The sequence below is a fragment of the Candidatus Nitrosocosmicus sp. FF01 genome (genome assembly GCF_047711275.1).
GTDB lineage: Archaea > Thermoproteota > Nitrososphaeria > Nitrososphaerales > Nitrososphaeraceae > Nitrosocosmicus.
In genome coordinates this window covers 261,914-274,915 of sequence record NZ_JBLNIG010000003.1, presented here as the reverse complement: position 1 = coordinate 274,915, position 13,002 = coordinate 261,914, and the positions used below count along the sequence as shown (strand labels likewise).

The following is a 13,002-nucleotide window of genomic DNA, read 5'->3' as shown; positions in this document are numbered from 1 at the left end:
TTGATAGTATTTAGAATTCAAGTTATTAATACCTATTGGGGTTCTATGATTTACCATATACCTTTCCTCCCAGCCAAGAACAGGGCATAACCCATCGCAGCGAACATGATTCCAAGGAAACCGATCATTGGCAACGTTGCCTCTTTAGGTATAGAAAAGAAGGTAGTTCCCCATGCATATAGAAATATCGACATTACATCAAAAACAACAAACATAAGGATATACGAATAATACTGCATCATAAAATGTGATCGTCCTTCTCCCGAAGGAACTTGACCACATTCCATAGGCAGAAATTTTACTGGATTATGCCTCCTTCTTGTCATTAGTAGTCTAGATAAGACTATCGAAGGGACTCCAGCTAAAATTCCAAACCCAAATAAATATAAGATTGGAAGAAATTGAGTCGCGGTTTCTCCTGCCAAATTAAAATTGGCTGAGAATAGAAGATATAAATATCTTTATATTAATTCATTTCCCCATTGAAAATTCATCATGTAATTGGACAATTTTTACTAACGGGGCAGTCCCTTGATTAGAGAAATATGAGGTGTATTTACGGTATTTTATAGACGTGTGATTTTAAAAGTCACTAAACATGTGGGATACCATTCTACCACTAGAGTTGTGGGAAAAGCTCAACCATGCACCGCATAGAATTCTTCATGTTCAATTCTCTTTTATATTAGATATTTAAGGGTAATTCATTAGAAATTGGTGTCACTGGGGTCACTTTGCACCATGAAGTGCTAATTTTTCATAAGACGTATATGGTATCTAATTAATTATGTACATAATTTTTAAAAGGCATTCGAGGGAAGTCGAATAGTCCATAGTTCTAAGGATCCCAAACTGAGGGTCCCCTCGTGGATGGTTTAAGGCTTCCATACTGTGTCATATTCTAATCTTAAAGAGATTGACTAAAACCATCTATGGCTGAACCAGTTCGAAATACAGGTTAGTACTCAATGATAAGACTCTTTACAACGAAAATACTTGATTCAATACTAATGTCAGGCACAGGTTTATTACTTGAGAACGAGATTGAATAATTGTTTTGCCAGTAATTTCGGATGGTTTAAAGCAACTTTAAGCATTTTGGACGTGGTGAAGTCTGATTTTATGAAATCGAGAAACTCATCAATGGTTAATCCTTTTATGATTTCGATTTCTTTGTCCCATTCAGAATCCGATAGACCAAGCCATCGTGCCTGGACTTTGAGTGCGGAATTTATTTTTTTCTCTAGTGATTTCTTATTAGCCATTTCATACTGTTTTAAAGATTCCAAGCTCGAGTTGTATGAGAGAGAATCTACCCCAACTTTTCCGGCCAATCTGCCAAATTCAATAGCGTATCGGATCCCTTCCAAAACTAGTGGATTTGCTTGGCCAACTGTATCACCCACCAAAATCATACCGTCGTATGTGCTTTTAGTCCTAAGCCCCTGATTAGGTATTAGACCAAAGTGAAATTCCAAAGGTTGAATTTTACCCAAACGATCAAGAGGAGTTACCTTTGCGGAAAGAAGTCCATTCAGTTTCTTTATAGGATCCACTTGAGAGTTAGGTTTGCCAATGCCTACTCCTATCCTCACTCTGTTTTCTGATAAGGGAAAAACCCATGCATAACCTGCTTCTGAATACTTACTCCCGACCATTAGTGTAAGTGTTGATTTATCAACTTTATCACAGTAACATTCGTACTCTGCTCCCGCCCCGTATCTTCTCCATTCGGTTACATAACCCAATTTTCTGGCAGCAAAACAGCCAAATCCGGAAGCATCTATTACCAAAAGTGATTCAACGGATTCCCGACCGGATGTCGTAGTGATTTTTAAAGTACTTACTTTAGAAATCGGATCCCTTGAAATATCAGTAACTTGGCTTTTTACATACAAATCAGCGCCTGTCGCCGCAGCTTTGCTTGCTAATAACTGGTAAGTTTTTCTCACATCCAGAACACAAGCCGTATCCTCTTTGCCATCTATGGCAATGTCATTATTAGGTGATATAAATTCAAAATTTCTTATAGGATTGTAATATTCATTTGAGACTTCATACTTTTCCATTTCTTTGATCCAACTTACACCGCTTGTCCTTATATTATGACCAAATGATGGATCCTTTTCAAAAAGGGCAACTTTAGCACCCTGTTTTGAAGCAGAATACGCCGCAGAGAGTCCCGCTGGACCACCTCCCACTATAGCAATATCATATCTCAAAGAATTTCCTTCAGATTTTATTCACAGCATTATAGTTTTATAGTTTTGCGAACAACGATGGCGGTTGATAAATAGAATCTTGTATCCTGTCATGCTTTCAATTTTAAATTGCATAGTTTCTGAATCGCAATTCTTGCAGCTAGTCATTCCCTATTCTCAGAAAAATATGATCACAAAAAAATCAGGACAAAACGATGACACAGATCAATTAACAAGATAACACTAGCGTTGACACGTACCAAGTCATAAGTCTATTTCAGGAGTATAAGTTTAAAAATTGTGACTCTATGATCTATAGCTCTAACAGTTAAATAAAAACGGGCGCTAATTACTAGCATAGTGATATTCTCACGAGGACGAAGCCAAGACGAGCCGATCAGAGAGACGAAAATTCTAAATGAAAATTTACAACATATAATAAAATCAATAGAAGAACTTAGTGACGAACAGAGAGAAATCGTGAAAAGGTTTAAGGTTGAGATGGAAAATTTTGTGACAGAAAGAACGCTCGATAGCTGTGTTAGAACATTGAACTCATCAATGCAGCTGGCCAATGTTAGGGAACAATTATTGGCTATTTATAAAGAATATATCTCCATCCTTGAAAGCGAATTAAGAATAGCACTCAAAGAAAAGCAGAACTAAATTGTATTAAAAGTCAATGACGATTTGGCAGTTTAAGATCTATTGACTGTATAACTATATTGCTCTATCGAAAATCTATCCTTAATTAAATAAAATCCTATTTTGTATAGTTCCCAATCCTTCTATAGAAATTTCTACAATGTCGTCGTGTTTGAGGTAACGAGGCTCTTTCATTGACATTGCAACTCCGGCGGGGGTACCGGTAGATATGATATCTCCGGGTTCAATTGTTATCAGATTACTTAAAGATGATATTATTTTTCGAATTGGTATAACCATATTACTACTAGATGAATTCTGTCGCGTTTCGCCGTTTACTTTGGTTGTTATTCGTAAATTTTGTGGATCGCTTATCTCATCCTTCGTAGTTATCCATGGACCACAAGGGGCAAAAGTATCAATGCTTTTACCCCGCGTAAATTGCTTATCTCTGAATTGTATATCACGAGCAGATACATCGTGAAATATCATATACCCGAAAACAGCATCTAGTGAATTCTCTTCAGTTACCTTTTTAATTCGTGAGCCAATTATGACCGCAATTTCAGCTTCATAGTCAAGTCTCTTTACGTAAGAAGGCGAAATAACATCGCCACAAGGCGAGTTGAGTGCAGTTCTTGGTTTTAAAAAGATAACTGGCTCTTCAGATGGCGTTAAACCAGCGTCTCGAGCATGATCATAATAATTAAACGCAAGACAAATAATTTTTGGAGGATTAGGAAGTGGGGCTAGCAATTCTACCTCTGAGAGTGGAAGTTCGAATTTTAGATCTTTTCCTGTTTCTTTGACCTCTGGTATCCAGCCTCCAAATAAGAATTCTTTTATCCTCGGAGGGATTGGAATTCCAGTTTCCTCCTGGATTTGTTCTTTTGTAATTATCTTTTTCCCATCGTCGGAAACTATACCGTATGTTTCCATTGAATTTTTGAATCTAACTCTTGCTATTTTCATGAATTTTATCACCTATGAGTAAAAATCGCAGTTGACTTGTCATCAACTTTACAAAATCCATATCTTACAAACTGAAATTGAGTGCCTAAAGGTAAATTTGATACATAAGACTCTGCATATCCTTTGTCTATAACTAGATTATTTTCATTGTAGCTTTCTCCAGTATACAAAGGTAAGGGTTTTAAAATGGTGTATTCAATCATATCCTTATCGGAAACCCACTGAATTTTGGGAATTTTATGACTGACCTCATTTCCCTTGTTAATAGCATGAATGACACACTCATTTGAATCGCCACCGATGCTGTCATTCTTTAATGCATCATTACTTAGAATTTCTATATTACATAAGTCCATTAATCTTAATGTATCTCCGGTTTTAATTCTAATTGCATCATCGTTAGATATATAAATTATATTTTCAACAGCGACCCTACGTTTACCCATATCTACTGTTGGATGGTTCTTAATTTCGACAGTTTCAACACCCAATGAATCAATACATATTCTAATAGGCTTTTTGACGAAAAACAATCTTGGAGATATCGGATCAATTAATTTCCTATTAAAGGATTCTAGAATTTCAATTGAAGGCTTGGTTTCAGATAATGTAATACTAAGAGACATTACAAATTTTCGTATTGCCTCAGGCAGGATTCCTCTTCTCTTCAGCCCCATTAACGTTGGTAGTCTAGGATCATCCCATCTCTGAATTATACCCTTTTCAATTAGCGGAGTAATCTTTCTTTTTGATACAGGTATCCCTTCAAATTCAAGGCGAGAAAATTCGATCAATCTTGGCTTCGGCAAGTCTAAATTATCCAAGATCGCATAATACAGCTCATTTCTGAGTTCATATTCTTTGGTTCTCATTGCATGGGTGACGCCGTCAAGGCTATCTTCGACTGGAGCCGCAAAATCATAAGTAGGCCAGAGAGAATATTTGGATCCTGTCCTTGGGTGATCACCATCTTTGATTATTCTAAAGAGAGTGGGGTCCCGCATAGCGGTATTTAAACTGGAAATGTTGCCTCTATATCGAAGTATAGCAGTGGAGCTGGTGGCACTACCTGTATCGTTACTTCTATCACCGACATAATTTCCATTTACCATTTCATTAAAATGTTGGAGGTTCTTTTCAACTGAATTTGAGACACAATTGCACGCAATAGAATTTATGCGATTTCTCTTTATCACTTCTGGAGCACAGGTGCAAACATATGCAAAATTTTTCTGAATCAATTTTCGTGCATATTCATACAACTTTTCTATATCATCGGATGTATTCTTGATAATTTGTGGTTTTACTCCTAGCCAGTCTAGTCCATCCTTGATAGCATCATAATATTCAACTTTTTCTTTTAATGGATTCGTATCATCATATCTAAGTATCAATTTTCCGTCGTACTTTTTGGCGTATTCTTCGTCTATTATGGCAGCTTTAGCGTGACCAATATGAGGATATCCATTAGGTTCTGGTGGAAATCGTGTTACAACGTTACCTTTTACGGCATCACTCAAATCTGGCAGTTGGAAATCCAAAATATTCTCTTTTGATTTAGATTCCCTTGAAGCATCACTATTTTCATGGTTTGTTACATGAGTTTGAGATCGATCCCGATCTTTACCATACTTATCGTTCTCTCTCATATAATCATTCTCCTTAGATAACAATTCGGAATACAAAGTTTTCTTGTTCTCTAAAGAAAGAGGCTCTAGTTCAGATACAATTGTCTTAATATCAGGGATATAATCTTTTAAATTGCCATTTGGAGTGGCCAAGAATTTAGAATAGGAAAACGTCTTTGAAATAACAACGTCTAACTTTATCTTATTGTCGAATTCTATCGCATTTTTCAATGCGATCAATTTGATAGTATTTACAAATTTTTCATCAGATATCAATGTTAATTAAAGACTCCGTTCGACAATATATCGCGCTGAAGTTTCCAACCATGTTCTGGCTCTTGAACTGTCATATGTTTGAAGATGTTCAAACGCTTCTTGAGTATAAGCGTTGGCAATATTTCGTATCTCTTTATCAATTTTCAATTGAGCAATGTTATCAACAATTTGTTTTATTTCTAATTCTGAAGCATCCTTCTTCCCAAATACTTGTCGCAATAAATCTTTACCCTTGGAATCAAGACGTTCGAATGCTATCAATATTGGTAAAGTCTTTTTCCCTTCTCTAATATCATTTCCTACAAATTTCCCGGTTACGTTTGAATCACCGTGTATTCCAATGAGATCATCAACAAGTTGAAATGAAATCCCTATTTTTTCTCCAAATCTTGACAAGTTTTCTAGATCTTTATGTGTAAAATTTTGTGACGAAAGAGTCCCTAGCTCACAGGAAACACGAAACAATGCAGCGGTCTTTTTTTTGATCATATTTATGTAATAATCCTTCGATGAGAAATCGCTATCTTGTGCCATTTGAATATCCATCGATTGACCTTCGCATACATCGATGCAGGACGAAGACAACAATCCTATCATTTTAACTAAAGTCGAATCATCAATTCCAGATTTTTTTCCAAGAAACGAAATAATATGAAATGCTTTTGAAAATAAAACATCGCCTGATAGAATAGCCAGAGGTATACCAAATTCTTTATGAACGGTGGGCACGTTGTGTCGCAGATTATCATTATCCATGATATCATCATGAACCAGAGTAAAGTTATGGATCAATTCTACTGCCGATGCAGCAGGTAATGATTGTTCTAATGTTCCCCCAAATAACTGACTAGATTTGATAGTCATAAAGGGCCTAAGTCTTTTGCCCCCGCTTTTAATGTAATGAAGTGAAGATTGATACAAGTCAGTAGGCTCACCGGAAACGTTTTCCAGAATAAATTTATTTAATTCAGAAGCGACACGGTTTATTTCGCTAATTACGTCTACTGAGCTCATAACTATTCAACATACTTGCTAATTTGTCTTTCAATATATATCTTGTATTTCTAAGTTCATCTAGATTTAAAGCACCTACCAAAAACATTGCACTTTTCAATTGAGCTAGAACAAGTTGGGTGAAATCATCCAAACTAGATTCAGATTCTGACGCTTTCTTAAGAAAAGGATATGCCATTGCACACATCCGAGCACCGAGGACTAGTGATTTGGCGATCTCCAATCCATTTCTCAACCCACCAGAAGATATAATAGGAATCTCTACGGTCCTTGAAACCAATATAATACTTAGTGCAGTAGGAATTCCCCAATCCCAATATAGCTCTCCTAGTTTGGACTTTATGTAGTTATTGACATTGTCAGCCCTTATTTTTTCAATTCCTGCCCAACTCGTACCACCAGATCCGGCGACGTTTATAGAACTTGTCCCTGTTCGCTGTAGTCTTGTTGCCACATTAGGTGAAATGCCAGATCCCACCTCTTTCACTATAACCGGAACCTCGATTTCCTGAATTATTTCAGAGATTTTATTCAATATCCCCGAAAACTTGGGCTCACCCTCAGGTTGTATCAGTTCCTGTAGGGGATTCAAATGTATAGCCAAGGCATTGGCATCTATCATTTTTATAATGCGTAAAACGTCGACTTTAGAGAGTCCTTCCGCCAATTGTGCACCACCTATGTTTGCTATCAAGAATGCATTCGGAGCCACAGTACGAGCAACTGAGTAGCTTTCGACCAGCTTGTCACTACGGAGGCCTGCTCTTTGACTGCCTAAACCCATTCCGATTCCATAAGTTTCGGCAATTTTTCCCAATCTTTTATTGATAACGAAAGCCTCATCAGTTCCCCCTGTCATGGAATCAATAATCAAGGGAGCAGAAAATTTTTTGTTCAAGAATATTGTTGACAAGTCTATTTGATCATAGTTAATTTCAGGCAATGCATTGTGCATAAGCAATACATCTTCAAAGAGAGTAGAGTTTTCTTTGCCTTGAACTTTTTCATTAAGGGGGATATCAATTCCTTCTTTCTTTCTCCTTCTTATCTGTTCAATTTGCTCTTCATTCGATAGCTTATGATTATTGTTATTATCCAATTTCTTTCATTGTCCCCGATTCGATAGCAAAAGATTCAGCGAGCTAATTGGCTTGTCGATTTCAAGCTGATGCATGTGCCAACATAATCACGATTATTAACTATATCTAATATCCTTTCTGGCCTAAAACCACTAATCAAGTGTACCTGGCATCCAGATATAGCAATAGGGATCGCTTCGGATATTTTTCGCTTCATCCCGCCAGTTACGTCATACGATGAGGAAGATGATTCTATTTTGCTATTCGCTTCGGTTTCAGTAGCAATTATTTCACCTGAATTGTTCAAATAAATTTTCGGTACCAAATCTTTATTATCAAGATTTCCGTATAGCCCATCCACATTTGTAGTAAAGATACAATATCGAGGATGCAGAGTCGTACCTAATAATGACATTATCGTATCTCCAGACAGAATCGAAAAGTTGTTTTCCGTGGTATATATTACATCCCCAAATGTAACCGGTATCAAATCGTTCCCAGCACCCATTTCTGCAAGCTCTTTTATCTTATTTACATCACCTTGGCCTTTATACATAAATGAAGAAGGTAAAACAGTATAAGGTCTTAAATGAAGTTTAATGAATTTTTCAATAATAATATGATTTAGTTTAATCATCGATTCATGAACAACTGCTATGCCTTCATCAGAGTAAGGAAGGGGTTTGGTATGCATGTCATACTTGACTGACCAATAATGCCCAAACGACCCTCCACCGTGGACAAGAATAATCCTAAAATTCTTTCTTAGCTCGACAAGGACTTTCGCAATACCCTCTATTCCTTCCATATTTGGCATCAATGGCTCATCTTTAAAAGTAACAACTGATCCACCCATCTTTATTATTACCAGATTAGAGTCAATCATAACGTATTACTCTAGTAAAATCCAAGACGTTATTAATTGTGTGTTATATTTTTAAACGTCTCATAAAAGCTCAAAAAACATGGAGGAACATGCATCTTGTTTATGACTGCGCTGGCATAATTAAATAACATTTTCCATTGGGTTGGCTAGTTGATAAAGAGCAAGTCAGATTAAATTAGCCTTAGGCCCAACTTATCGACTCTTGTAAAGAAATAACGCAGTCCCAACTCGTTCAATCGTTCTAACAGTATTTTTTCAGACATCTTGTCTTTTCTATCTATTAATGAAAGCACACAGCCTCCATCCCCCGCACCAGTGATTTTTGTTCCTAATGCACCATGGTAATTACAGGTTTCTATTATTTTATCTATTAAGGGATTTGATATAGACAATGTTGAAAGTAACTTGTGATTTTGATTGAGAAGATAACCTAGATCTTGCAAATTTTGCTTTTGAATAGCTGTAATCCCTTTTTCATATATCTGTAGATAAGATTCGCACAAATCTTTAAACAAATTAGTGTTATTTTTTCTAAATTTCGAAACCCTTTCCACGATAGAATAAGTATCGTGCGCTTTACCAGTATCCACTACTAAAAATTCAAAGTCATCCAGATTCACTGAAATTCTTTTGAATCCATTTACCTTATCAAAAGTACCTAACCCCCCAAAGGAGCAGATATTACAATCAGCCCCAGAAGTATCAACATTGATAACTTTTTCAGCATTAATGGATTGGATACAGATCGTATTTTTGTCAAGATAAGCATGACCCAAATAATACAATGATGTTGATAATGCTACACAGAATGCAGAAGAAGATCCCAATCCACCTCCTAATGGCAATTCTGACTCTAGTTTGATAATTAGATCATTATTGTTAGATGACTTGCCCAAACTGTAATTACCAAGAATTACTTTACTATTAGTAAGATAATCTACGATCTTGTATAATTTTGATACAACATCACCAAATTTAGGGCCAAGTGATTGAGGTTTGATATGAATCTCCGACCCTTGTCTAACTGAGGTAAACCCTAAATTAGACTCTATTTTTATTGTACTATTACTTGAGTTTGGTATCTGAATTGTTACCTTAAAGAATTTTTCGATAGATGCTATTAACGAAGGAAAGCCGTAAACAACAAAATGTTCACCAAACAAAATAACCTTGCCTGGAGCCATTGCCTTGACGGTAAAAGAATATCTATCGGAAGTCGTTGTTTCTGTATCTTTTGACTTTATCAAATTCATTCTCACACCATAACCATGGAAGCATATCCTACGACTGAGGATTTGTTCCCATCACTGTCCCCACTTGTCATGTGCTTTAAGATTATTGCATCTGAGTTTCCAACCATTTTTGAAAATTCTATAGTCGAAGCGATACATCCGTACCCACAGATGATATGAACATACTTTTCCACTTTTTGGTAAAACGAATCAATATTCATGCGTACCGCTTCTGTTAAAACCTGGTTGTCGACCTTACAACATTCATCGTGGCTCAAATAATGTGTAAGATTAGAGGTAGAAATCAATATCACTTTTTCATCCGACGGAATTATTGACGATAATAACCTTCCTAATCTCATGGAGGTTGCCTTGTCCTGATTTTTCTGTATGATGGGAAGAAACTTTAAATTTTTTTTCCGAAGGGATTGAATAAACGGAATCTGAGTCTCAATAATATGATCAATTTCAAACGAAAAGGAATCCAGACTAACAAATCCTTTCGTACTTTTTCTAATTAGCTCATTTGTCATTGAATTATTTATCTTTACGTTCCCTAACGGTGTACTCCAATACTCATCGTCAGTAACGGAAATGCCGGGGCTGGTTCCCCTATGATCAGAAGAAAGTATAATAAAATTACTGCAATCAATATCCTTAATGAGTGTGTATGCATATGCAGAAGCATTGCCTGAATATTTATAAGACCCGTGTGGGACAATGAAGCTAAGAATTTTTTTCTTGCGGATGTAACCTTCAACCATCCTTAAGAATTGACTATATTCTGCGGATGAATATACAATATTAAATAATTTTTCAATTTGCCTTATCAGGCTATCATATTCTTTGGGATAAAAAATGCCGCCATAACGATGTTCGCGAATCAAAAGTTAAGTTAAATTAATTCTTCAACTAACTTTGCTTCGAAATCATCAATTGTCATAGGCATTTCGGAATCTGATTTAATCTTGCCCTGCTTTTTTAAAACTTCCTTAGTCAACAACCAGTAAACAGTGGCTAATGCTTTCCTACCTCTATTATTTGAAGGTATAACCAAATCAACTTTTGACGTAATATTATCGCTATTGGATAAGGCGATAACAGGTACTCCTGCTCTAGTGGCTTCTAACACAGCTTGCTCATCAGCTTGTGGGTCGGTGACAATTACAATTTCAGGCTCCAAATATTTTGGCAATGATGGATTTGTAAAAGTACCAGGCATAAATCTACCAAATATTCCTCTTGCTCCCGTTAATTCACAAAACTTTTCAATTGGAGTCTTACCATATTCTCTGGCAGAGGTTACCGCCACATTAGCGATATTTGTTCTTCCTATGAATTTAGCGGCAACGTCTATTCTTGCTAAAGTCTTGCTAATATCAAGAATATACAATCCTTCCGGATTTGCACGAGTAATAAAGGAGCTCATGAATTTGGTCTTGATCGGAGTTCCTACCCTTATACCCGTAGATAAAATCATTTTTTCAAGATTGTTAGGATCTTCCAAAGAATCAGAAGTTTCGTCAGGGTTTGCAGAACTAGCATAACTGGTATTTTCACCACCCTGGTCCTCAGAGTTAGATGTAGTTGTCTCCGTATTTGTTGTCGATTCGTCAAGTTCGACATTCTTTTCTAATTCTGATGCCTGAGAGCCAACATCTTGATTTTCTTTTTCACTAGAATCTTCTTTTGTGGATTGCTCGTTACCTAGTGATGTATTTTGTATTTCTTCTTTTTCGACATCAGGATCTGAATAATTATTATTATTATTGAGATTAGAATCGTGAGTGGAATCCAATTCTTCAGATTTCATGTTCATTATACATTGCTCAATTTAGCCATTCCTTCTATTAAACCATACTCTGAAATCCTCAGCAATTCATTCAGCTTGGAAACTCTTTCTCCTCCAACCACACCTGTCTTGATCATCACCGAATTTGTTGCAATAGCAATATGAGATATGTGATTGTCAACGGATTCTCCCGATCTGTGTGATGTAATTATCTTTATATTATTAGAGTTGCACTCTTTTGCAAATTCCATAGCGTCATAAAGTGTCCCCGCCTGATTGACTTTAAGTATTGCACCCGAGCAAGCATGTTTTGGGGCAGCAATATTAACCCTTTTCTTATTTGTTACAAGTAGATCGTCACCAGTTACCAGGCAATTTGGATTCTCTTTAGTCAGCATAGCCATGCTGTCAAAGTCCTCCTCATGAAGGGGATCCTCAGCGTATATCAGATGATAGTTACGGATTAAACCGCTGGCATATTTTAGTTGTTCCTCACTGGTTCTTGCAACACCTTCTCTTGCATACTCATATAGTCCTTTTTTCTGATTCCATAAGGATGAGCTAGCAAAGTCTATGCCCATTCTAATTTCACTTTTTGGATCATAACCACATTCAATAATTGCGCTTTCAACTAGTTCAATTGCCTTGTCATTAAATACATTAGGGGCCCAACCACCTTCGTCACCTTTACCATAAGTAAACTTGTGATCAATTTTTTCAATACTCTTCTTTAACTCCTTGTGTATTTTCGAATTCAAAGTAATAGCTTCTTCAATGTTTTTTGATACGACTGGACATATTAAAAATTCTTGCAGATCAGGTGTGCCGGGGCCAGCATGTGCACCTCCACCAAGAACATTTCCTAGGGGATAAGGCAAATTAACAGAATCATTTTTAGGATTCAAGACTTTGTAAAATGGAATTTCCAATGATTTGGAGGCTGAGTCAATACTTGCAATGGTGAGTGCGTAAGCAACCGATCCTCCAATGTTTGAATAATTCTCAGAGGTATCAATTTCTTTTATCTTTTCATGTAAACCTTTTAAATCCGAAGAATCCAGGCCTAGAAATTTTCTATTTATGTTTTTAAAATTTGAGAGGGTCGCAACCGGATCATTGTTAATAAAACTCTGTGCCTCATACTTCCCCACACTTGCTCCCGAGGGGGCACAGGCCCTCCCTGTAAATTTGTGGTCAGAAGTTACATCTATCTCGATGGTTTTATCGCCGCGGCTATTAAAGACTAGTCTTTCTCTTATGGATGTGATTTCAGGCAA

Annotated in this window: 12 protein-coding genes; 1 reads left to right on the top strand and 11 read right to left on the bottom strand. The window is 36.5% G+C overall.

The window, feature by feature from the left end; translation table 11 throughout:
* Window positions 1-50: 50 nt before the first annotated feature.
* Both ACMT7R_RS11485 and ACMT7R_RS11480 read right to left on the bottom strand, forming a co-directional pair.
* The gene (locus ACMT7R_RS11485; RefSeq protein WP_148687015.1) at window positions 51-425 is read right to left on the bottom strand and encodes an NADH-quinone oxidoreductase subunit A; all 375 of its coding nucleotides are present in this window, start codon (window positions 423-425) and stop codon (window positions 51-53) included.
* A 603-nt stretch (window positions 426-1,028) separates the two neighbouring features.
* Entirely contained in the window at window positions 1,029-2,222 is a 1,194-nt protein-coding gene (locus tag ACMT7R_RS11480) for an NAD(P)/FAD-dependent oxidoreductase (protein WP_415312061.1), read from the bottom strand.
* 339 nt (window positions 2,223-2,561) lie between these two features.
* Here ACMT7R_RS11480 and ACMT7R_RS11475 point away from each other — a divergent pair, with 339 nt between their 5' ends.
* The gene (locus ACMT7R_RS11475) at window positions 2,562-2,867 is read left to right on the top strand and encodes a hypothetical protein (RefSeq protein ID WP_415312060.1); all 306 of its coding nucleotides are present in this window, start codon (window positions 2,562-2,564) and stop codon (window positions 2,865-2,867) included.
* 81 nt (window positions 2,868-2,948) lie between these two features.
* Here ACMT7R_RS11475 and ACMT7R_RS11470 read toward each other — a convergent pair whose 3' ends face one another.
* The 9 genes from ACMT7R_RS11470 to eno all read right to left on the bottom strand — a co-directional run bounded on the left by ACMT7R_RS11470 (window position 2,949) and on the right by eno (window position 13,002).
* On the bottom strand, window positions 2,949-3,818 hold the full coding sequence (locus ACMT7R_RS11470) for a fumarylacetoacetate hydrolase family protein (RefSeq protein WP_415312058.1): 870 nt from the start codon (window positions 3,816-3,818) through the stop codon (window positions 2,949-2,951).
* Window positions 3,819-3,826: 8 nt separating this feature from the next.
* Window positions 3,827-5,722, bottom strand: coding sequence for a glutamate--tRNA ligase (gltX, locus tag ACMT7R_RS11465; protein ID WP_415312056.1), 1,896 nt, complete (start codon window positions 5,720-5,722; stop codon window positions 3,827-3,829).
* A 6-nt stretch (window positions 5,723-5,728) separates the two neighbouring features.
* A complete protein-coding gene (locus ACMT7R_RS11460) occupies window positions 5,729-6,736 on the bottom strand; it encodes a polyprenyl synthetase family protein (protein WP_415312054.1) in 1,008 nt (335 codons plus the stop codon).
* Window positions 6,714-7,835: a type 2 isopentenyl-diphosphate Delta-isomerase gene (gene fni / locus ACMT7R_RS11455; protein WP_415312052.1), complete on the bottom strand. Its 1,122-nt coding sequence runs from the start codon at window positions 7,833-7,835 to the stop codon at window positions 6,714-6,716. Before fni ends, ACMT7R_RS11460 begins: the two co-directional genes overlap by 23 nt.
* 35 nt (window positions 7,836-7,870) lie before the next feature.
* Entirely contained in the window at window positions 7,871-8,701 is an 831-nt protein-coding gene (locus tag ACMT7R_RS11450; protein ID WP_415312051.1) for an isopentenyl phosphate kinase, read from the bottom strand.
* Between the two features lie 170 nt (window positions 8,702-8,871).
* Window positions 8,872-9,948 (bottom strand): mevalonate kinase, encoded by a 1,077-nt coding sequence (mvk, locus tag ACMT7R_RS11445; protein ID WP_415312050.1) that lies wholly within the window; start codon window positions 9,946-9,948, stop codon window positions 8,872-8,874.
* Window positions 9,949-9,956: 8 nt separating this feature from the next.
* Window positions 9,957-10,820: an AmmeMemoRadiSam system protein B gene (gene amrB, locus ACMT7R_RS11440; RefSeq protein ID WP_415312049.1), complete on the bottom strand. Its 864-nt coding sequence runs from the start codon at window positions 10,818-10,820 to the stop codon at window positions 9,957-9,959.
* 8 nt (window positions 10,821-10,828) lie between these two features.
* Entirely contained in the window at window positions 10,829-11,413 is a 585-nt protein-coding gene (rpsB, locus tag ACMT7R_RS11435) for a 30S ribosomal protein S2 (RefSeq protein ID WP_148687986.1), read from the bottom strand.
* Window positions 11,414-11,751: 338 nt separating this feature from the next.
* Window positions 11,752-13,002: a phosphopyruvate hydratase gene (eno, locus tag ACMT7R_RS11430; protein WP_415312048.1), complete on the bottom strand. Its 1,251-nt coding sequence runs from the start codon at window positions 13,000-13,002 to the stop codon at window positions 11,752-11,754.